This window comes from Stenotrophomonas sp. 115C5 (assembly GCF_056861055.1).
Genome location: NZ_JBSPUQ010000010.1, coordinates 71,836 through 92,312, shown reverse-complemented (window position 1 = coordinate 92,312; position 20,477 = coordinate 71,836). Strand labels below are relative to the sequence as shown.

Sequence of the window (20,477 nt, the reverse complement as noted above, 5' to 3'; positions counted from 1 at the left end):
CTGCGACCGCCGGCCGCAGGGGGAGGCTGTTGCCTGCGCCTACAATGCCGTGTCTCCCCTGTTGCCCGTGAAGACCCCTTGAGCGCTGCCGAAACGACCCCTGACGGCCTTTCCCCGGAAGCCGAAACGACCCGCCAGCGGCGTGCCCGCAGCGCTTGGCTGGCCGATCTCGCCCGCTCCGCTCGAGGTCGCCAGAGGCTGGCGGCGCTGTGCATCAGCCTGTCCGGCGCGCTGCTGATCGGCCAGGCGGCTGCCATCGCCTGGCTGGTGCAGCAGGTGCTGGTGGAACGCGCACCGCTGGCGTCGGGCCTGCCGGTGCTCGCTGGGTTGGCCGTGATCCTGGTGCTGCGCACGCTGCTGGGCAGCGCCACCCAGGCGGCCGCAGGCGATGTGGCCGATGCCGCGCGGCTGGCCCTGCGCGAGCGTGTGTTCGCGCGCCTGCTTGGCCATGGGCCGCTGTGGCTGCGCCAGCGCCGCACCGGCGAGCTGGGCGAACTGATGCTGCATCACGGCGATGCGATCGAGAGCTATTACAGCGGTTTCCTGCCGGTGCGCACCGAAGTAGTGGTGGTGCCGCTGCTGATCCTGGCTGCAGTGGCCTGGGTGGACTGGGTGGTGGCACTGATCCTGCTGTTCACCGCGCCGCTGGTGCCGTTCTTCATGATGCTGGTGGGGTGGGGTGCCGAAGCCGCCGGTCGTGCGCAGCTGGGCGAACTGGCGCGGATGAGCGGCCACTTCGCCGACCGCATCAAGGGCCTGGGCCTGCTGCGCCTGTATGGCCGCGGCGAGGCCGAGCTGGAGGGTATCGAGGCGGCCGCCGAAGGTGTGCGCGTGCGTACGCTGAAAGTGCTGCGGATCGCCTTCCTGTCGTCCACGGTGCTGGAGTTCTTTGCCTCGGTCAGCGTGGCGATGGTCGCGCTGTACCTGGGCCTGAGCTATCTGGGCATGATGTCGCTGCATTCGGCGGTGCCGACGCTGGGCGCGGGCCTGTTCTGCCTGCTGCTGGCGCCGGAGTTCTACGCGCCGCTGCGGCGGTTGGCTGCGCACTACCACGACCGCGCCAATGCACTGGCCGCGGCGGCCGAGGTTGAGCGTCTGCTGCAGTCATTGCCGGACGAGCAGGGCCTGATCGAGAACGAGAGTGCGCCGCTGGCTGTGGAACCGGCCGAGGCCGCGTTGCCGCCGCTGCAGGCGCAGGGGCTGGTGCTGCGCCCGTTGGGCGCGCCGCACGACGTGCTGCAGGATCTGGATGTGCTGCTGGAACCGGGCCAGCGGCTGGCCCTGGTCGGCCCCAGTGGATCCGGCAAGAGCACGCTGCTGGAAGCACTGGCGGGCTGGCTGCCACCGCGTGCCGGCAAGCTGCACCTGCGGCCCGGCGTGCAGGTAGCCTATGCCAGCCAGCGGCCGTACCTGTTCCACGGCAGCATCGCCGACAACCTGCGCCTGGCCGATCCCGGCGCCAGCGACGCGCGGTTGCGCGCAGTGGCCGAGGCCTCACAGGTGCTGCAGTTCGCGCAGCGCCTGCCACAGGGACTGGATACGGTGATCGGCGAGCGCGGCTTCGGCCTGTCCGGTGGTGAGGCACGTCGCATCGGCCTGGCCCGCCTGCTGCTGCGCGACCCGCAGGTGCTGCTGCTGGACGAACCCACCGCGTTCCTCGATGCCGATACCGAAGCGGCGCTGCTGCGCAGCCTGGCCGCCTATGCACGCGGCCGCAGCGTGGTGGTCGCCACCCACAGCCCGGCGGTGATCGCCTGGGCCGACCGTTGCCTGTTGTTGCCGGAAGGTCGGTTGGTGGAACCGGCACAGGCGGTGCGCGCATGAGCCGTTCGCCTGATTCGTTGCGTGCGGTGTTCCTGCGCCATCGGCCGCGCCTGCTGCTGACGATCCTGCTGTTGTGGACCACCATGCTGGCCGGCACCGCACTGCTGGGCCTGTCCGGTGGTTTCCTCACCGCAGCTGCATTGGCCGGTGCGGCCGGCCTCGGCCAGGGCTTCAACTTCTTCTCGCCGTCCGCGGGTATCCGCGGGCTGACCATGGCGCGCATCGTGTCGCGCTACTTCGAAAAGCTGGTGGGCCACGACGCCACCCTGCGCATCGCCCGCGACTTGCGCGTGTGGTTCTTCCGCCGCGCGCTGCCGCTGGCACCGGCACGGCTGGGGGCGACGCGCACCGGCGATCTGCTGGCGCGCCTGCTCGGTGACATCGGTGAAGTGGACGGCCTGCTGGTGCGTGCGATCGGGCCGCTGGTGGCGCTGGGTGCGCTGACGCTGGTGGCGGTGGCCTCGGCGGCGCTGATCCTGCCGTCGGCAGCAGTGTTGCTGGCAGTGCTGGCGCTGCTGATCGCTTTCGGCGTGCCGTGGCTGGGTGTGCGCGGTCGTGACGATGAAGAGGCCGACCGTGCCGCGCATCGCGCCGCACTGCGCACCGCCGCCTTTGAAGGGTTGGAGGGCGCGGGCGATCTGGCCGCGCTGCATGCCGATGCGGCGTGGCAGTTGAAGGTACGTGTGGCCGCCAAGCAGCTGGCTTCGCGGGATCGTCGGCGCCGCTGGCGCCTGATCGTGGCCTCGACCCTGCATGGCCTGGTGGCTGGGCTGGGCCTGGTGGCGATGCTGGCATTGGCCCTGCATGCGGCCGAACAGCAGCGCATCGCGCCGGAAATGGCGGCGGGCCTGGTGTTCCTCACCGTCGCGCTGATCGAACTGTGGGCCGGGATGGGCTTGGCGTGGCAGTCACTGCAGTCCGGGCGAATCGCCGCCGATCGGTTGCAGGCCATCGTCGAGCAGCCGCCGACGGTGGAGGATCCCGCAGCGCCACAGCCGGTACCGCAGGCCGCGCGCGTACATTGGGATGACGTGCATTTCCAGTGGCCGGGTGCAGCGCGGCCGGTGCTGTCCGGCCTGCAGCTGACCCTGGCGCCGGGCGAGCGCATCGCGATTCGCGGTGACAGCGGCAGTGGCAAAACCACCCTGTCCAGCCTGCTGCTGCGGCTATGGGATCCGCAGCAGGGACGGCTGACCTACGGTGGCCGCGACCTGCGTGATTTCGCTCAGGCTGAGTGGCACCAGCAACTGGCGTGGCTGCCGCAGAACGCGCCGGTGTTCGCCGGCACCGTTGCCGAGAACCTGCGGTTGGGTGATCCCGATGCCAGCGATGCCGCGTTGTGGGCGGTGCTGCGCCGCGTGCGCCTGGGCGAATGGGCCGAGCGCAATGGTGGCCTGCAGGCCTGGGTGGGCGAGAACGGCGCGACGATGTCGGCTGGCCAGGCGCGGCGCCTGGCGCTGGCGCGGGCGTTGCTGCGCAACGCGCCGATCCTGCTGTTGGATGAACCCACCGAAGGCCTCGACGTGGATACCGCACGCGCGCTGTTGCAGGACCTTTCCGCGCTGCTGGACGGTCGCAGCCTGTTGATGATCACCCACGACGACCTGCCTGAAGGCGTGGTCGATGCGCAGTACCGGTTGCGCGATGGGGCGCTGGTCCGCGAACGTTGACCGATGCACATCCGCGCGTGGCGTGGATCTACTGTAGAGCCGAGCCCATGCTCGGCTGCCTCTGTACGGAGCCGAGCATACAGGTTGGCTATCGCGAAAACTCGCGCAGCATCACCGCGATCGAGGCCACGTTGGCCAGCACGCACAGCCAGAACACCCACTGGAACGAGGCTTTGCGGTGCTTGTGGCGGAACATCGCCTGGCCCAGCAGCGCGCCGGGCCAACCGCCGGCAAAGGCCAGCAGCTGCAATGTACGCTCCGGAATACGCCACTGCTTTCTCTGCGCCGCGCGCTTGTCGTGCCCGTACAGTCCGAAGGACACCGCGCTGGCCAGCATGCACCACCCACCCAGCCACAGCGGCAGCACGCCGCTGACCGTCAGCGCGATCAACGCGCCGAACGCGGCCAGCGCGAGATTACGCCGCCATGCCACCTACAGCGCGTCGAGAAAGCCGCGCACGGCCGGGCCGAAACGCTCGAAATCGACGAGGAAGGCGTCGTGGCCCTGTGGCGATTCCAGGCCGATGAAGCGCGCATCGGCGCCGCCGGCGCGCAGGCCGTCGGCGACCTGTTGCTGCTGCTGCACCGGGAACAGGATGTCGGTATTGGCGCCGATCGCCAGCGCCTTTTCCACCCGGATCTTCGCCAGCCCGGCCAGCACGTCGCCGTCGGCATACTCAGCCAGGTCGAACCAGTCCATCGAGCGGCTCAGGTACAGGTAGCAGTTCGGATCGAAGAAACGCACGAAGCGCCGTGCGTGGCCTTCCAGATAGCTTTCCACCTGGAATTCCAGGCCGAACGGATCGTCGTCGGTCTGGTCCGAATCCAGCCGCACGCGGCCGAAACGGCCGTCCCATTCCAGTGCCGAGCGATAGGTGATCACGCCCAGCTTGCGTGCCATGCGCATGCCGGACTCGGGGTATTCGGCATCGTCGTAGTGTCCACCATTCCAGCGCGGATCGAGGCGGATCGCCTCGCGCTGCAGCGAACGGATCGCGATCGAGAACGGCAGCGCCTGCGCACTGCCGGAAATGTTGACGTGGCTGCGCGCGATGCCCGGCTGCAGCATCAGCACGGCCAGTGCGGTCATGCCGCCCATTGAATTGCCGACCACGCAGGCCAGCTGTTCGATGCCCAGGGCACGCACGACTTCGATCGCGGCGCGCGCGCCGTCTTCGATCGATAGCTCGGGGAAGTCGAGGCGATACGGTTCGCCCGTGGCCGGGTTGAGCGAGGCCGGACCGGTCGAACCCTTGCAGCTGCCCAGCGAGTTCACGCAGACCACGAACCAGCGGTTGGTATCGATCGGCTTGCCGGGGCCGACCATGCCTTCCCACCAGCCCGCAGCCGGGTTTGCGTCATTGGCCGCGGCATGCGCATCCGGCGAGAGGCCGGTGACGATCAGGATCGCATTGCTGGCGTCGGCCGCCAGTGTTCCCCAGGTTTCGTAGGCCACGCGCGCGCCGTGCAGGGCGCCGCCGCGCTTGAACGGGAACGGCGAGAGAAGGGCGTGGAAGCGGGTGCCGGGCGGGATGAATTCGGTCATGCAGCCATTCTAGCGGGGCCGCATGTGGAGCTGGCGACACGCTGGTTTCCAGCAGCGGGTGGACGCGGACCGGACCGTCGTATCCACGCATGGCGTGGATCTGCTGTAGAGCCGAGCCGATGCTCGGCTGGAGGGCGCCGGCAACCCAATCGCAGCCGAGCGTGGGCTCGGCTCTACAGGTCAGGGAAACCGCAGCTCAACCACGCCGTCATGCGGCAGCGTCACCCGCACCACGTCGCTTTGCAGGTCGCCCTCGCTTCGATTGGCGCTACCAGTACGCGAGATGCGTGCCAGCACTTCCACGTCGCGATGTGCCGACAGCGGCGCGGTCGGCATCGGGCTGTCAGCGTCGCCCAGCCCGACCGTGGCCGGGAAACCGGCCAGCGGCAGCTTGCGTGCGGCCACCGGCATCGGCGGTCCACCCACGGCGCGGGCCAGCACGAATACCTGGGTGCTGGCCGGCCACTCGGTGTTCTTCAGCGCAGGCAGCTGCACGCGCACCTGCAGCAGCGCCTCTGGTGCCGCAGGAGCGGCATCGGGTGCCAGGCCGGCCGCTTCGCGGGCGATGGCGATCTGCGCCTGCAGCGCCTGCGCGGCGCCGGGCTCAAGCCGTGGCAGCAGGCCGCTCCACACATCCGCGGCCTCGGCATTCTTTCCGCGCTGGCGCAGGGCGATGCCCAGCAGCCAGCTGGCGCGCTCGGCATCGGGTGCCTGTGCACGCGCCTGCTGCAACCAGGCCATCGCGGTGTCATCGAACTGCTTGCCGGCATCGGCCTGCGCACGTGCCTGCGCCGCTTCCACCAGTACGCCGGGGTCTTCCGGAGCGAGAGCGGCGGCACGTGCGAAGGCGTCCGCCGAGGCTGCGGCGTTGCCCAGTTCGGCTTGCGACCGGCCCAGCAGCGCCCAGCCATCGGCCCGCTGTGGGTCACGCTTCAGTGCATCCTGCAGGGCCTGCACGCCATCGCGCAGGGTGGCTACCGACGGCGTCGGTTGTACCTGTGCTGCACGCGGATCACCGACCAGCAGATACAGGCAGGCACCGGCCACGCCCAGCGCGAGCACACCCACCACGAAACCGCGGCGACCGTGGTGGCGCAGCGGCCACAGCACCAGCGCCGCCATCAGTGCGGCCACCAGCCCGGCCAGCATCGGCAGCCAATGGCTCACCATCCGTCTCCTTCATCGGTCTTGCTGGCGGGGGCGGCAGCGACCGTGCGGCCACGGCGGCGGACGATGCCCAGTACCACCAGCGCGCCGGCGCCCAGCACCAGCAGCGGACCGCCCCACAGCAGCCAGGTGCCCGGCTGCAACGGTGGCTGGTAGAGCACGAACTCACCGTAGCGGGAGACCAGGAACTGCTTGATCTGTGCGTCGTCGTGGCCCTGCTGCATCAGCTGCAGCACCTCGCGGCGCAGATCCTGCGCGATCTGCGCGTTGGAATCGGCCAGCGACTGGTTCTGGCACTGCACGCAGCGCAGCTGCGCGGCCAGGTCATGGAAGCGGCGTTCTTCGGCGCCATCGCGGAACTGCAGCGGCTGCGGATCGTGCAGCGGCTGCTGTGCCACCGCAGCCAGCGGCAGCATCAGAAGCAGCAACGCCAGCAGCCAGCGCATGGGCTCAGGGCGCCGTGTGCAGCGTGCTGCCGGCATTGCCCTGGGCCTTCTCGACCTTTTCCAATGCCGGGATCAGCTTCTCGTCGACCACGCGCTGGGTCATCGCACCGCTGTACTTCCAGCGCACGATGCCACTGCCGTCGACCAGGAAGGTCTCCGGTGCAGCGGTCACGCCCCAGTCGATCGCGGTGCGGCCTTCAACATCACTGAGCACGACCATGAACGGGTTGCCCAGCTGCTCCAGCCAGTGCAGGGCATCGGTCGGCTCGTCCTTCCAGTTGTAGCCGATCACGCGCACGCGCTTGCTCTCGGCGAAACGGGTCAGCACCGGGTGTTCCTCGCGGCAGGCTGCGCACCAGCTGCCCCACACGTTCAACAGGTAAGGCGCGCCGCGCAGTTCGTCGCTGTGCACGATCATTTCCGGGTCGTGCAGCACCGGCAGCGCGAACGCTGGCGCCGGCTTGTCGATCAGCGCCGAGGGCAGCACGTCGCGCTGCGGATCACCCGATTTCATCACCCCGTAGATCATCAGCCCGAGCAGGCCGAAGAAGAACAGCACGCCGATCACGATGGCTACCGGCGGCAGCGGGCGGGAGGGGCGCGGGGCGGGGGATTCGGACATGGAAACTCCTACGGACGACGGAAACGGCGGTCGGCGGCGGTGATGAATCCGCCCAGGGCCATCAACAGCGCGCCCAGCCAGATCCAGCGCACGAACGGCTTGATGTGCACCCGGACCGCCCATGCATTGTTGCCCAGCGGCTCGCCCAATGCCACGTAGACATCGCCGTCGAAGCGTGCATCGATGCCGGCCTCGGTCATCACCTGGCCGCCACTGGCGTACTGGCGCTTCTCCGGATGCAGCAGGGCCTGTTCGCGGCCGTTGCGGAACACCCGCAGATGGCCACGGTCGGCGATGAAGTTGGGGCCTTCGCGGTGGTCCACGCCCTCGAAGCGCACTTCGTAACGGCCGACCACCAGTTGCTGGCCAGGTGCCAGCGCCACTTCGCGCTGCACGTTCAGGGCTTCCACCAGCAACGCACCGGCCAGGAACACGGCGATGCCGGCGTGGGCGACGATCATGCCGAGCATTTCGGCGGTGAAGCGGCCGTTGCCGCGCAGTCGCTGCCAGACGAAGCGTGCGGTACCGAAGCCGACCCAGGCCGCGGCGGCGACACCGAGACCGGCCTTCCAGCCGTTCTGCGGCGCCTTCCACCAGGCCAGCGCGCCCAGCAGCACTGCCAGACCCAGCCAGGGTGCCAGCAGCGCGAACGAGCGCGAGGGCTGGTCGCGCTGCCACTTCACCAGCGGGCCGAACGGCAGCAGCAGGATCATCGGCGCCATCAGCAGCAGGAACAGGCTGCCGAAGTAGGGCGGGCCGACCGAGATCTTGCCCAGCGACAGCGCATCGGCCAGCAACGGATACAGCGTGCCGAGCAGCACCATCGCGCAGGCGGTGGCCAGCAGCAGGTTGTTGGCCAGCAGCAGGGTCTCGCGCGAGGTGGCGGTGAAGCCACGGCGCGGATCGTCGGCGTCCACGCTCAGCTGGCTGGCGCGCAGCGCGTACAGCAGCAGGCTGCCGCCGACCAGCACCGACAGGAACACCAGGATGAACAGGCCGCGCGACGGATCTGCAGCGAACGAATGCACGCTGGTCAGCACACCGGAGCGCACCAGGAAGGTCCCGAGCAGCGACAGCGCGAAGGCGGCAATCGCCAGCAGCAGTGTCCAGCTGCCGAACGTGCCGCGCTTTTCGGTGACGGCCTGCGAATGGATCAATGCAGCACCGACCAGCCACGGCATGAAGCTGGCATTTTCCACCGGGTCCCAGAACCACCAGCCGCCCCAGCCCAGCTCGTAATAGGCCCACCAGCTGCCCAGTGCGATGCCCAGGGTCAGGAAGCCCCAGGCGACGTTGGTCCACGGCCGCGTCCAGCGCAGCCAGCGCGCATCGATGCGCCCCTCCAGCAGGGCCGCCACCGCGAATGCGAACGGAACGGCAAAGCCCACGTATCCGATGTACAGCATCGGCGGATGGATGATCAGCCCCGGGTCCTGCAGCAGCGGGTTGAGGTCGCGGCCTTCCAGCGGCGCCGGGTTCAGGCGCAGGAACGGATTGGAGGTGAAGATCAGGAAGGCGAGGAAGCCGACGCTGATCACGCCCATCACCGCCAGCACGCGCGCCTGTACCGGTGCCGGCAGGTGCCGCGAGAACAGCGCCACCGCGCCGGTCCACAGTGCCAGCACCAGCGCCCACATCAGCAGCGAGCCCTCGTGCGCACCCCAGACCGCGGAGTAGCGGTAGATCATCGGCAGCAACGAATTGGAGTTCTCGGCCACGTAGCGCACCGAGAAGTCCTGCTGCACGAACGCGGCGGTGAGCACCGCGAAGGCGCCGGCGAGCAGCAGCAGCTGTGCGAAGGCGGACGGCCGTGCCACCGCCATCCATGCCGTGTTGCTGCGATGCGCGCCCACCAGCGGCAGGCCGGCCTGCAGCAGCGAGGCCAGCAACGCGCACAACAACAGGATCTGACCCAGTTCGGGCAGCACTCAGCGCACCTCGGGTGCCGTCACCGGCACGTCGTGCTTGCGATGGGCGTCGCCCATCTTGTCGGCCACTTCCTTCGGCACGTACTTCTCATCGTGCTTGGCCAGCACTTCGTCGGCGACGAAGACACCCTCCTGCAGGCGGCCACTGGCGACCACCGCGGTGCCTTCGGCGAACATGTCCGGCAGGATCCGCGACGTGGTCACCGCCAGCTGGGCATCGCCGTCGGTCACTTCGAAACGCGCTTCCAGCGAACCGACCGGGCGGTTGAAGGAGCCCTTCACCACCATGCCGCCCAGGCGGAACCGCGACTGTGCATCGACATCCCCGCGCAGCACCTCTGCGGGCGTGTAGAGGTAGGCGATGTTGCGCTCCAGCGCCATCGCCACCAGTGCGGTGGCCAGCCCGGAGGCGAGCAGGGCCAGCAGTACCCAGGCCAGGCGGCGGCGTTGTACTGGCGTCATCGTTCCAGCTCCGTTGACAGCGGCGCCGCAGCATCCTGTTTGACGGCACGGGTCTGCTGCCGCTGCTGGCGTGCCAGCGCCAACCGGCGCGCCATGCGCAGGCGCAGCCACGAACCGATGGCATCGGCGCCGAGCACCAGCACGAACACGGCGTAGGCGCCGATCACATAGGGCAGGTGGGTCATGGCTGGGCCTCCCCGGCCGCGCGTGCGGCATCGACCCGGCCACCGACCCAGGCCTTGCCGGCCTCGCGGTCGAGATTGTCGGCGCGGGCCTTGGCCAGCACCGAACCGGCGAACCAGAACTTGGTGCCGATGACCATCCACCACAGTGGCGCGATCATCGCGCTGCTGATCGCCGATTCACCGAACACGTTGATCGACTGGCGCTGGTGCAGGCCGCCCCACCAGTCCACCGAATAGCGGATCACCGGCAGCAGGCTGACACCGACGATGGCCAGCAGGCCGGCCGCGCGCGCGGCGCTGCGGCGGTCCTCGATGGCGTGGTACAGGCCGATCACGCCCAGGTACAGGAACAGCAGCACCAGTTCGCTGGTCATGCGCGGGTCCCAGTCCCACCAGGTACCCCAGGTACCCTTGCCCCAGATGCTGCCGGTCAGCAGGGTGATCAGGGTGAAGCCGGCGCCCATCGGCGCACAGGCCATGGCCAGGATCTCGCAGACCTTGATCCGCCAGATCAGGGCGATGGCGGCATACAGCGCCATCAGCGCGAACACGAACAGGCTCATCCAGGCACTGGGCACGTGGATGTAGAGGATGCGGAAGCTGTCCAGCTGCTTGGCTTCCGGCGGCACCACCAGCAGCGCCTGCCACATGCCGACCAGCAGCACCGGCACCGCCGCGAGGTAGAACACCCGCGACCAGCGGGCAGCGAATCGGTCGAACGTGGGGGGCGAACCGAGTTGGTGGAACCAGCGGACAATCGGATTCATGCGTGGCGGCTATCCAGCAGGGGTGGATTGGCTCTCAGCTCGGTCAACTCAGAGAAATACGTATTGCAGCGGCGGTGGCCAACGGCGCCAGCACCAGCGCGACCAGCAGGCCGGCGCCCAGCATCAGCAGCGCACCGACCGGATCCTGTCCGCGTCCGGCTGCCGCCAGACTGCCGGCGCCGAACACCAGCACCGGCACGTACAGCGGCAGCGACAGCAACGCCACGAGAATACCAGAGCGTCGGATGCCTACGGTCAGCGCGGCGACCACGCCACCAATCAGGCTCAGCAACGGCGTTCCCAGCAGCAACGATGCCAGCAACATCGGCAGCTGGTCATGCGGCAGATGCAGCATTTCGGCCAGCAGCGGGCTGACCACGATCAGCGGCAGCGCGGTGGTCGCCCAGTGCAGCAGCACGCGCACCAGCACCAGCCAGGCCAGCGGCACCGGCGCCAGCAGCCATTGTTCCAGCGAGCCGTCTTCGGCATCGGAGCGGAACAGTGAATCCAGCGACAGCTGCCCGGCCAGCAGCACCGCAAGCCACAGCACCGCGCCTGCGGTGGCGGCCAGCAGTTGTGGCTCACGACCCTGCGCCAGCGCGAACAGCACCACCACCAGCACCGCGAACAGCAGCGGCTGCAGCGCATCGCCGCGACGGCGCCAGAGCAGGCGCAGGTCACGCTTGAGCAGGGCGCCTGCGGTCTGCCACAGGCCCGGTTCGGTGCCTGGCGCGATCATGCGGCACCGCCGAGGTCGAGTTGGCGGGTGCGCACTGGCGGCGCGGCATAGGCGCCATGGGTGGTGACCAACGCCGCGCCGCCGGCGCGCAGGTGCGCGGAAATCATCCGGTTGACCAGGGTGATGCCCTCCAGGTCGAGGTTGGCATAGGGTTCGTCGAGCAGCCACAGCGGCGCCGGCGACAGCCAGATGCGTGCCAGTGCCAGCCGCCGCTTCTGCCCGGCGGACAGATGCCTAACAAGGGTGTCCTCATAACCGGCCAGGCCGACGATGGCCAGCGCGTTGCCCGGCATCTGGCGCGCGCGGCGCCCGTGCAGGCCGCACAGGAAGTGCAGGTTCTCCAGCGTGTCCAGATCGGGCTTCAATGCGGGCAGGTGGCTGAGGTAGGCGACGTAGCGCGCGCGCTCGGCATTGCCGGCCGGCCGGCCATCGATCTGCACCTGCCCGGCACCGGGCAGGGCCAGGCCCGCCAACACGCGCAGCAGGGTGGTCTTGCCGGCGCCGTTGCCGCCCTGCACCAGCAGGGCTTCGCCGGCGTCCACATGGAAGTCCAGCGGGCCGAACACCGGCTCGTCATTGCGGGAGAAGCTCAGGCCGCTGGCGGCCAGCAATGCAGGGGTGTTCAAGGGGCAGGGGTCTTCATGCCGGAGTGCGGCGGCAATTGCTGGTGTCAATCCCGCCGGGTGTGCGCGGGGCCTGGCCCGGGGGCCGCAGGGCATATGCAAAGAGCCGCCGGGCATGACCCGGCGCTACCGGCTGAACCCACAGTCGCAGCGTGGATTTCGTACACTTCTGGGCCTCGTTCCCCCAGACTCCAGGCCGATGCAACCCAACACCAAGCTGCCCAAGGTCGGTACCACGATCTTCACCGTGATGTCCCAGCTCGCCGCCGAACACGGCGCAGTCAACCTGGGCCAGGGTTTCCCGGACTTTTCCGCGCCGCAGCGCCTGATCGATGAGACGGCCAAGGCGATGGCCGCCGGGCTGAACCAGTACCCGCCGATGACCGGTGTGGCGCCGCTGCGCCAGGCCATCGCGCAGAAGGCGCTGGACTGCTACGGCGCGCAGGTCGATGCGGACAGCGAGATCACCGTCACCAGTGGCGGTACCGAGGCCATCTTCAACGCCATCCACGCCGTGGTGCGTGCCGGCGAGGAAGTGATCGTGCTCGACCCGGCGTATGACTGCTATGAGCCGGCGATCGACCTGGCCGGCGCCAAGGCCGTGCATGTGTCGCTGGATCCGCAGACCTTTGCCGTCGACTGGGACCGCGTGCGTGCGGCGATCACCCCGCGCACCCGCATGCTGATCGTCAACACCCCGCACAACCCGTCCGGCGCGATGCTGTCGGCGCAGGACATGCTGGCACTGGCCGAGCTGCTGCGTGGCACGCAGATCTACCTGATCTCCGATGAGGTGTATGAGCACATCATCTATGACGGCCGTCGCCATGAATCGGCGCTGCGCTACCCGGAGCTGCGCGAGCGCGCGTTCGTCATCTCCAGCTTCGGCAAGACTTACCACTGCACCGGCTGGAAGATCGGATACGCAATCGCGCCGCCGGCGCTGACCGCCGAGTTCCGCAAGGTGCACCAGTACAACACTTTCACCAGCTTCGGCCCGGCACAGTACGGCTTCGCTGCGATGATCCGCGATGAGCCCGAACACCACCTCGAGCTGGGCGCGTTCTACCAGGCCAAGCGCGACCGTTTCCGCGAGCAGCTGGCCAGCACCCGCCTGAAGGCGCTGCCGGTCCCGGGTGGCTACTTCCAGCTGGTCGATTACTCGGCCATCAGCGACCTGCCGGACCACGAGTTCGTGAAGTGGCTGACCATCCAGAAGGGCGTCACTGCCATCCCGCTGTCGCCGTTCTACGAGAACCCGCCGGCTGGCCAGCGCCTGGTGCGCCTGTGCTTCGCCAAGAATGAAGCGACCATGGACGCGGCGATCGAACGCCTGCGCCTGCTCTGAGCGGAGGTGGACATGCAGGACCTGCGTATTTCCCTCGTCCAGGGCGACACCCGCTGGCATGACCCGGCGGGCAACCGTGAGTACTACGGCGCGCTGATGGCACCGCTGGCCGGCACCACCGATCTGGTAATCCTGCCGGAGACCTTCACCAGTGGCTTCTCCAATGAAGCCATCGCCCAGGCCGAAGGCATGGACGGCCCGACCGTGGCCTGGGTGCGCGAGCAGGCCAGGGCCTTGAACGCGGCGGTGATGGGCAGCGTGCAGTTGCGTGATGGCGAAGGCGTCTACAACCGCCTGCTGTTCGCCACGCCCGATGGCAACCTGGAGTACTACGACAAGCGCCACCTGTTCCGCTACGGCGGCGAGCACGAGCGTTATGCTGCCGGCCGCGACCGCCTGAGCGTGGAATGGAAGGGCTGGCGGATCAATCCGCAGGTCTGCTACGACCTGCGTTTCCCGGTGTTCTGCCGCAACCGCTACAACGTAGAGCGTCCGCAGCAGCTGGATTTCGACCTGCAGATCTTCGTCGCCAACTGGCCGTCGGCCCGTGCCTATGCGTGGAAGACCCTGCTGCGTGCGCGCGCGATCGAGAACCTGTGCTTCGTGGCGGCAGTGAATCGCGTGGGCGTCGATGGCAACCAGCTGCATTACGCCGGCGACAGCGCGGTGCTGGATTTCCTCGGTCAGCCGCAGGTGGAGATCCGCGAACGCGAACAGGTGGTCACCACCACCATCTCGGCCGAGGCGCTGGCAGCACACCGCGCGCGCTTCCCGGCCATGCTTGATGCCGATGCCTTCCACCTGGACGAGCAGGCCTGAGCGACGGCCTGAACGCTGCCGCACCAGCGCGCGCGCCTGCATTCAACGTGCACGCGCGCGCTGTTAGATTCGCCGCCAGTCCGACCGAACTGGAAGTCCCGCCATGAACACGTCCTTCGCCCTGCTACTGGCGCTGTCCGCCGCATCGTTGGCCCCGGCCGCGCACGCCGCTGGCAACCTCGATTGCGAGCTGCGCTACAACCTCTCCGGCTGGTCGCTGATCTACAAGACCGCATCCGGCAATGGCACGGTCACCTGCAGCAATGGCGCCAGCATGCCGGTGCGCATCCAGATGAAGGGCGGCGGCCTGACCGTCGGCAAGTCGAAGATCACCAACGGGCGTGGCAGCTTCACCGGTGCGGTCAGCGTCGACGAGTTGCTGGGCACTTACGCCTCGGTCGGCGCGCATGCCGGTGCGGTGAAGTCCAGCAACGCGCAGGTGATGACCAAGGGCGACATCTCGCTGGCCCTGTCCGGTACCGGCAAGGGCTGGGACCTGGGCGTGGACGGCACCGCGTTCACCCTCAGCCGGCGCTGAGGCGCGACGGCGCGGCAGTTCCCCAGTTGATGCGGATGTAATGCTGTTCGGAATCGCTCAACAATCGTTCAACACCGAAACCATTCTTCAGCAGCTGTGCGACCACGTCTTCGACGAGCTGCTCGCTGGCCATCACCTGGCTGAAGCCGAACACGATGTAGCGGCGGCCATTTTCCGAGCCGATCTGGATGGCATTGTCGAGGTCGCGGTAGAACAGTTCGATCGGGCGCTTGGCGGCATCGGCGTTGGCGCGGGCCTGTTCGGCGGTGATGGTGATCATGGGCATCATCTGCCTTGTGTGGGAGAGCGCGCACGATAGCCAGCGCCCTGATGTGAATTCCGGGCGTGGCGCACAATGCTCCGTGTTTGCAGCAATTCCTAACATGAGCTGTGAACGTCGAGACGCAACGGAAAAGTGCCGCGCGCCGGTGAGCATCCTGCATCGACATGAAGTCATCGGGAAGGGATGGGAGCCAACCGCACTGGAGGCGTGCAACGCACCGCCCAGAGCGGGTCCTGCAGCTATCCGATGCTGTGGGCGCGCAGTGCATTTACGTTTCCTTGACCCTGCAGTAACCCCGCAATGCCTAACAGGGACGTCCCAGCGATTCTGCTGGGATCATTGGAGACGCTGGAATGGAGTTCAGAACGTCCGTGCTGCTCGTGGCCCTCATCGCCACGCCCGCCATCGCCCACGCCGAGGTCTGCCTGTCTGACAGTGGACTCGTTGTGCCGTGTCCTAGCCTGTTGCCGCATCCGGTAACAGCAAGATTCGAGATCGGCACCCTGCCACGTGTGGCTGGCTCGCCGTCGGAAATCTACATCACAGGCGGCGGCCAGGTGGATGGAACGAGTAATTTCTCGGTCTATGCCAATGGTCAGTTCCTGTGCCGTACCAATGACAATTACGACGGTGGCAACACCACGCCCATCCGCCATTGCACCGCGACCATCGCAACACCCGGGACCTATGTGATCTCGGCGTCGCGTAACAGTCCTGGCAACTTCCTCGCGCCGATGGACGAAGTGATCAACGTCCAGTAACCGGCTGTTCGCTGATCCAGGCCCCGGGGCAGGGACCCCGGGGCCCCGCTGACCACATGGCAGCAGGAAGGGGGCCTTCTTCGCCGTGATCCATGACCCGGTCTTCCCTCTTCAGCTGACCGGGTCCCGCTGCCGCTGCAGCCACAAGGCCAGCAGGCCACACGCGATGAGGGTCGGTGCCAGCAGCTGCACTGCACCGACCAGCGCCATTGCCGCACCGATCAACAGGTAGTAGAGCAGGCCGAACAGCGCGCCTGCGCTGCCGAGGCAGTGTGGATAGCCGCGCAGGGCCTGGCCGAGCACATTGGGGATGGCAAGACCGAAGCCCATCACCACCGGTACCATCGCCGCGACCAGGGCAGGGTGATCATGCAGCAGCGCGGCCAGCAGGCCTCCCGTCAGAACCAGTCCTGCGGCGATGCGGATGCGCGTGGTTGAGGCAACGCCTGCACGCAGCAGGCGGCCATTGCCCCACGCGCCCAGTGCCGAGCCCAGTGCCAGCACCGCGCCGCTGGCGCCGAACCAGGTGGCTGGCCAGTGCAGGCGCGCAAACACGAAGGGGCCGAGCACATACCAGCTGTACATCGCCACGTTGAAGGCCATCACCAGCAACGCGTGTGACCAGATCCAGCGATCGCGCAGCAGTTCCCGCAGCAGCGGCAGCATGGGCGTGTGCGGGATCTGTGCAGGACGGCTTTCGCGCAGGCCAGCCAGGCATGCGACCGCCAGCAGGGCAGTTATCAGCAGCAGGCCGGACTGTACGCCGGCATAGCCATTGGCGGCGACCAGCAGCGTGCCCAGTGCAAGACTGATGGCCGGGCTCAGGGCCAGGGCCATGCCGATCCAAGAGAATGCCTGCGCCAACGCTGGCCCCTGCAGATGGTCGCGCAGCACGGTCTGGGTCACCACCGAAGCGGCGGCGGCGCCGACTGCGGCCAACGCCTGGGCCAGCAGCACCTGGCCGAAGCTGCCAGCCATCAGCCCGCCCAGTGCAGCCACTGCGAAGACGCCGAGGCCACAGAGAAGGGCGGGGCGACGACCGATACGATCGGCCAGGCGCCCCCACAGCAGCACGCCTGCAGCGAAGCCTAACAGGTACAGGCTCATGGCCTGGCTGGCGGCACTCGGCGGCAGGGCGAAGCGTTCGGCCAGATCGGCCAGGGCCGGGCTGTACAGGGTCTGTGCCAGCTGCGGAAACATCAGCAGTGCAATGGCGAGCAACAACAGGCGGCGCGACATGCGGGCGCTCCAGGAACAGGGCCGCGCATTGTGGTCGCGTCCGCAATGGCGCACTCTGTCTATCCTGTCATCAGATATATGAAATCAGACATGGCCTGGTTGCAGCCGGATGCGCACTTCGACGCCGATGCCTGGGGCGCTCCGGTGTTGGGGATCGCGGCCTCACTGGCGGATCACGACTCGGGTTGGCACCAACATGCACGCGCGCAGCTGCTGTACACCCGGCAGGGCTGTACGCGCCTGACCTACGGTGATCGCGTCAGCCTGCTGCCGCCCGCGCGCGCGGCGTGGATTCCGGGTGGCCTGCGCCATCGTGCGCAGATGCGCCAGGCAGTCGACTACCGTTCGTTGTACTTCGACGCCACCCTGTCGGCCCAGCTGCCCCGGCAGCCGGCGATCATCGGCGTCGGTCCGCTGCTGCAGGCCTTGCTGGAGCCGATCGCGCAGGCGCCGTTCGACCATGACTGGCAGTCGCCGCGCGCGCACCATCAACTGGCGTTGTGCGTGCTGGAAATCGCCGCTGCACCGGTGGCGCCGATGGACCTGCCTTTACCGCGTGATCCGCGGATCGCACGTTGCCTGCCGCTGGCCGAGCAGCTGCCGCCCGAACTGGGGGAGCTGGCCGCGCGCACGGGCCTGAGCGCGCGTACCGTCGGCCGGTTGATGCAGCGTGATACCGGCATGAGCTATCAGGCCTGGCGCCAGCAATGGCGCCTGATGCGGGCCATGGAGTTGCTGCTGCTGGGTCATCGCGTCGCGCATGTGGCGCAGGACACCGGCTTCTCCGCCGAGAGCCCGTTCATCGCCTTCTTCCGCAGCATGACCGGCACCACTCCCGCCGCTTTCCAGCGCCACGCAAAAGGGGACGGAGGGGATTAAGTCGCTTTCGCCCCTTCGACACACACCGTGGCAAAAACGACTTAATCCCCTCCGTCCCCTTTTCAACGAAAAATCCCGGCCTGCGCCGGGGTTTCTCATTTCATGCGTGTCAGCGATCAGCCGCCGCGCGGGCCGCTGCGGCGCGGGCCGCCCGGACCGCGGTTGCCGCCGGGGCCACCCGGGCCACGGTTGCCACCCGGACCACCCGGGCCGCGATTACCGCCTGGACCGCGGTTGCCGCCGCCCGGACCGCGACTGCCCGGACGGGCGCCCTGTGCCGGCTTCGGGCTGCCATAAGGGTTGAAGCCCGGGGTGGCGTGGTCGGACGGGAAGCTCGGGGCATTGCCCGGATGGCCGTACGGGTGCTTGTTGCCCTGGCCCTGCGAGCGGTTGCCCGCACCGGCCGAACGACCCTGGCCGCCTGCGCCGCCACGGCCTTCACCGCCGAAACCGCCACGGCCCTGGCCGCCACCGGCGCCTGCGCCCGGACCCTTCGGCTTGCCGTACGGACGGCCCTGGCCGCCCGCACCCGGACCACGGGCACCGGGGCCACGTGCGCCAGGACCGGCATTGCGATGGCCGCTCGGGCCGGTGCTCACGCCATCCGGCACGTACCAGGTGCGGAACGCGGCCGGGTTGCCTTCCGGCAGCGAGCGGTCGTTCTTCTGGGCACGCTGCTTGAACGGCTTCTGCGACTGCTTGGCCGCCGCTTCACCGCTGACCGTCAGGCCACCCTTGAAGCCGCCGCCCTTGCCACCGCGGCCACGGCCGCGGTCTTCGCGGACGTTGTCGAAACGACGCAGCTCGCGGCCTTCGTCGGCGGTGTTATGGCCGTTGACGTAGGCATTGCCGCGGCCACCTTCGCGCACGCGCACGGTGGTCTTGGCGGCACGGCGCTGGCCGATCACCGGCTGCAGGGTCAGCGCCGACGGCGCGCCTTCTTCCAGCTTCAGCTGCGCACGCAGGGCTTCCACCTGGGTGGTGCCCAGTTCCACCGAATGGCCACGGGCCAGTTCGCGCGGCAGGCTCACCTTGCCGTAGCGGGTGCGCTTCAGGCGGCTGACCTGGCAGCCCTGCGATTCCCACAGGCGGCGCACTTCGCGGTTGCGGCCTTCCTTCACCACGACGCGGAACCAGTCGTGCGAATCGGTACCGCCGATGCGTTCGATCTCGTCGAATTTGGCCGGGCCGTCTTCCAGTGCCACGCCACGGGTGAGGCGGTCGACGATGGCGTCGGAGACCTTTTCCTCGCCTTCCGGCGCACGCACGCGGACCACGTATTCGCGCTCGACCTCGAACGACGGGTGCATCATGGCGTTGGCCAGTTCACCGTCGGTGGTGGCCAGCAGCAGGCCGGTGGTGTTGATGTCCAGGCGGCCGATCGCGATCCAGCGCGCGCCCTTCAGCGGCGGCAGCGATTCGAACACGGTCGGGCGGCCTTCCGGATCATCGCGGGTGGTCACTTCGCCTTCCGGCTTGTTGTAGACCAGCACGCGCGACGGCTCGGCCAGGGCGGTGGCGACGAAGCCACGGCCATCCAGCTCGATCTTGTCGCCACTCTTGACCGACATGCCGGTCTGCGCGACTTCACCGTTGACCTTGACCAGGCCTTCGGCGATGCGCTGTTCCAGCGCGCGGCGCGAGCCGAGGCCGGCCTGGGCCAGCACCTTGTGCAGGCGCTCTTCCAGCTTGAACTGTTCGGAGGTGGCTTCGCGCTTCAGCGAGAGCTTGTTACGGGGGGTGTCACTCATCAGTTTTGCTCCGGCCGACGGTTTCGAGGTCGGCCTCTGGTTCGGAATCGGCTTGGTCAACAGCCACGGTCGTCATCGCGACGGCGTTGTCTTCGCGTTCGTTCACTGGCACCGCGCGCTCGCCCGGCGCGGAATCGGGGTGCCCATCATCGAGGGGCGAAGGTGCTTGCTCATCGGTAGCCGCTGCAGGAGCTGCGTCGGCGGAATCGGGGGTGTCACTACCGGCCAGGCCGGCATCATCGTTCGCGGCAGCGCCTTCGTCGCCGGCCGAGATGTCAGGACCGTCGGCGCTTGCTGCTGCGGGCACATCGCGGTCCAGGGACAGCTGGGGTTCCAGCTCGCCCAGGTCCTTCAGTTCCGACAGGGGCGGCAGCTCATCCAATCGCTTCAGGCCGAAATAATCCAGAAAGCCCTTGGTGGTGCCGAACAGCGCCGGCTTGCCGGGCACATCGCGGTGGCCGACCACGCGGATCCACTCGCGTTCTTCCAGCGCCTGGATGATGTTGCTGCTGACCGCCACGCCTCGCACCTGCTCGATCTCGCCGCGGGTGATCGGTTGCCGGTAGGCGATCAGCGCCAGGGTTTCCAGGGTGGCACGGGTGTAACGGGTCTTGCGTTCGGTCCACAGCCGGCTGATCCAGCCATGCACTTCGCCGGTCACCTGGTAGCGGAAGCCGGAGGCGACCTCGACCAGTTCCACGCCGCGGCCTTCGCAGGCCTCGCGCAGGCGTTCCAGCGCGCGTTCGATGCTGCCCGGCGGTGCCGGTTCCTCTTCCGGGAACAGGTCCTTCAGCTGGGCCAGGGTGAGCGGCTGGCTGGAGGCCAGCAGGGCACCCTCGACAATGCGGTTGATCAGCGATTGATCCATCGGCAGTCAGCG

General features: G+C 68.3%; 22 protein-coding genes. 7 read left to right on the top strand and 15 right to left on the bottom strand.

All coding sequences use genetic code 11. The features are described from left to right. The first annotated feature begins 78 nt into the window (after positions 1–78). Positions 79–1,824: a thiol reductant ABC exporter subunit CydD gene (gene cydD, locus AC13FN_RS13410; RefSeq protein ID WP_217013793.1), complete on the top strand. Its 1,746-nt coding sequence runs from the start codon at positions 79–81 to the stop codon at positions 1,822–1,824. After that, positions 1,821–3,494, top strand: a complete 1,674-nt coding sequence (gene cydC, locus AC13FN_RS13405; RefSeq protein WP_043401483.1) for a thiol reductant ABC exporter subunit CydC — start codon at positions 1,821–1,823, stop codon at positions 3,492–3,494. Before cydD ends, cydC begins: the two co-directional genes overlap by 4 nt. Positions 3,495–3,582: 88 nt before the next feature. Here cydC and AC13FN_RS13400 read toward each other — a convergent pair whose 3' ends face one another. The 11 genes from AC13FN_RS13400 to ccmA all read right to left on the bottom strand — a co-directional run bounded on the left by AC13FN_RS13400 (position 3,583) and on the right by ccmA (position 11,982). Next, positions 3,583–3,927, bottom strand: coding sequence for a DUF1294 domain-containing protein (locus AC13FN_RS13400; RefSeq protein ID WP_043401485.1), 345 nt, complete (start codon positions 3,925–3,927; stop codon positions 3,583–3,585). Beyond that, positions 3,928–5,040: a homoserine O-acetyltransferase MetX gene (metX, locus tag AC13FN_RS13395; RefSeq protein WP_482985023.1), complete on the bottom strand. Its 1,113-nt coding sequence runs from the start codon at positions 5,038–5,040 to the stop codon at positions 3,928–3,930. A gap of 180 nt (positions 5,041–5,220) precedes the next feature. Further along, positions 5,221–6,210 carry a tetratricopeptide repeat protein gene (locus AC13FN_RS13390; RefSeq protein WP_054172175.1) on the bottom strand — a complete coding sequence of 330 codons (990 nt, stop codon included), beginning with the start codon at positions 6,208–6,210 and terminating at the stop codon, positions 5,221–5,223. Beyond that, positions 6,204–6,653, bottom strand: coding sequence for a cytochrome c-type biogenesis protein (locus tag AC13FN_RS13385; RefSeq protein ID WP_049435070.1), 450 nt, complete (start codon positions 6,651–6,653; stop codon positions 6,204–6,206). The genes AC13FN_RS13390 and AC13FN_RS13385 overlap by 7 nt, the downstream gene beginning before the upstream one ends. Positions 6,654–6,657: 4 nt before the next feature. Beyond that, a complete protein-coding gene (locus AC13FN_RS13380; RefSeq protein WP_049435069.1) occupies positions 6,658–7,275 on the bottom strand; it encodes a DsbE family thiol:disulfide interchange protein in 618 nt (205 codons plus the stop codon). 8 nt (positions 7,276–7,283) lie between these two features. Then, positions 7,284–9,203, bottom strand: a complete 1,920-nt coding sequence (locus AC13FN_RS13375) for a heme lyase CcmF/NrfE family subunit (protein WP_217013790.1) — start codon at positions 9,201–9,203, stop codon at positions 7,284–7,286. Continuing rightward, positions 9,204–9,665, bottom strand: coding sequence for a cytochrome c maturation protein CcmE (gene ccmE, locus AC13FN_RS13370; protein WP_054172173.1), 462 nt, complete (start codon positions 9,663–9,665; stop codon positions 9,204–9,206). Then, positions 9,662–9,850, bottom strand: a complete 189-nt coding sequence (locus AC13FN_RS13365; RefSeq protein ID WP_019336397.1) for a heme exporter protein CcmD — start codon at positions 9,848–9,850, stop codon at positions 9,662–9,664. Before AC13FN_RS13365 ends, ccmE begins: the two co-directional genes overlap by 4 nt. After that, positions 9,847–10,617 carry a heme ABC transporter permease CcmC gene (gene ccmC / locus AC13FN_RS13360; protein ID WP_010486688.1) on the bottom strand — a complete coding sequence of 257 codons (771 nt, stop codon included), beginning with the start codon at positions 10,615–10,617 and terminating at the stop codon, positions 9,847–9,849. Before ccmC ends, AC13FN_RS13365 begins: the two co-directional genes overlap by 4 nt. A gap of 43 nt (positions 10,618–10,660) precedes the next feature. Further along, complete coding sequence (gene ccmB / locus AC13FN_RS13355) at positions 10,661–11,356, bottom strand: heme exporter protein CcmB (protein WP_006456616.1); 696 nt, start codon at positions 11,354–11,356, stop codon at positions 10,661–10,663. Continuing rightward, the gene (gene ccmA / locus AC13FN_RS13350) at positions 11,353–11,982 is read right to left on the bottom strand and encodes a heme ABC exporter ATP-binding protein CcmA (RefSeq protein WP_049435067.1); all 630 of its coding nucleotides are present in this window, start codon (positions 11,980–11,982) and stop codon (positions 11,353–11,355) included. The genes ccmB and ccmA overlap by 4 nt, the downstream gene beginning before the upstream one ends. Positions 11,983–12,178: 196 nt before the next feature. On the opposite strand from ccmA, the gene AC13FN_RS13345 reads away from it, so the two are divergent. The 3 genes from AC13FN_RS13345 to AC13FN_RS13335 all read left to right on the top strand — a co-directional run bounded on the left by AC13FN_RS13345 (position 12,179) and on the right by AC13FN_RS13335 (position 14,684). Continuing rightward, positions 12,179–13,327 (top strand): pyridoxal phosphate-dependent aminotransferase, encoded by a 1,149-nt coding sequence (locus AC13FN_RS13345; RefSeq protein ID WP_197644610.1) that lies wholly within the window; start codon positions 12,179–12,181, stop codon positions 13,325–13,327. Positions 13,328–13,339: 12 nt separating this feature from the next. Continuing rightward, positions 13,340–14,146, top strand: a complete 807-nt coding sequence (locus tag AC13FN_RS13340) for an amidohydrolase (RefSeq protein ID WP_482985024.1) — start codon at positions 13,340–13,342, stop codon at positions 14,144–14,146. A gap of 103 nt (positions 14,147–14,249) precedes the next feature. Beyond that, complete coding sequence (locus AC13FN_RS13335; protein ID WP_054172169.1) at positions 14,250–14,684, top strand: hypothetical protein; 435 nt, start codon at positions 14,250–14,252, stop codon at positions 14,682–14,684. Here AC13FN_RS13335 and AC13FN_RS13330 read toward each other — a convergent pair. After that, on the bottom strand, positions 14,671–14,964 hold the full coding sequence (locus AC13FN_RS13330; RefSeq protein ID WP_197578430.1) for a hypothetical protein: 294 nt from the start codon (positions 14,962–14,964) through the stop codon (positions 14,671–14,673). The genes AC13FN_RS13335 and AC13FN_RS13330 overlap by 14 nt on opposite strands. A 356-nt stretch (positions 14,965–15,320) precedes the next feature. On the opposite strand from AC13FN_RS13330, the gene AC13FN_RS13325 reads away from it, so the two are divergent. Next, positions 15,321–15,728 (top strand): hypothetical protein, encoded by a 408-nt coding sequence (locus AC13FN_RS13325; protein WP_010486702.1) that lies wholly within the window; start codon positions 15,321–15,323, stop codon positions 15,726–15,728. A gap of 111 nt (positions 15,729–15,839) precedes the next feature. On the opposite strand, the gene AC13FN_RS13320 is transcribed toward AC13FN_RS13325, so the two are convergent. Then, the gene (locus tag AC13FN_RS13320; RefSeq protein WP_217013787.1) at positions 15,840–16,967 is read right to left on the bottom strand and encodes an MFS transporter; all 1,128 of its coding nucleotides are present in this window, start codon (positions 16,965–16,967) and stop codon (positions 15,840–15,842) included. Between the two features lie 90 nt (positions 16,968–17,057). Here AC13FN_RS13320 and AC13FN_RS13315 point away from each other — a divergent pair, with 90 nt between their 5' ends. After that, entirely contained in the window at positions 17,058–17,846 is a 789-nt protein-coding gene (locus AC13FN_RS13315; protein ID WP_032129778.1) for an AraC family transcriptional regulator, read from the top strand. 116 nt (positions 17,847–17,962) lie between these two features. Here the strand turns inward: AC13FN_RS13315 and AC13FN_RS13310 are convergent, their stop codons facing one another. Both AC13FN_RS13310 and scpB read right to left on the bottom strand, forming a co-directional pair. Beyond that, positions 17,963–19,597, bottom strand: coding sequence for a pseudouridine synthase (locus AC13FN_RS13310; RefSeq protein ID WP_049433686.1), 1,635 nt, complete (start codon positions 19,595–19,597; stop codon positions 17,963–17,965). Next, positions 19,590–20,465 carry an SMC-Scp complex subunit ScpB gene (gene scpB / locus AC13FN_RS13305; protein ID WP_049433687.1) on the bottom strand — a complete coding sequence of 292 codons (876 nt, stop codon included), beginning with the start codon at positions 20,463–20,465 and terminating at the stop codon, positions 19,590–19,592. Before scpB ends, AC13FN_RS13310 begins: the two co-directional genes overlap by 8 nt. Positions 20,466–20,477 lie beyond the last annotated feature (12 nt).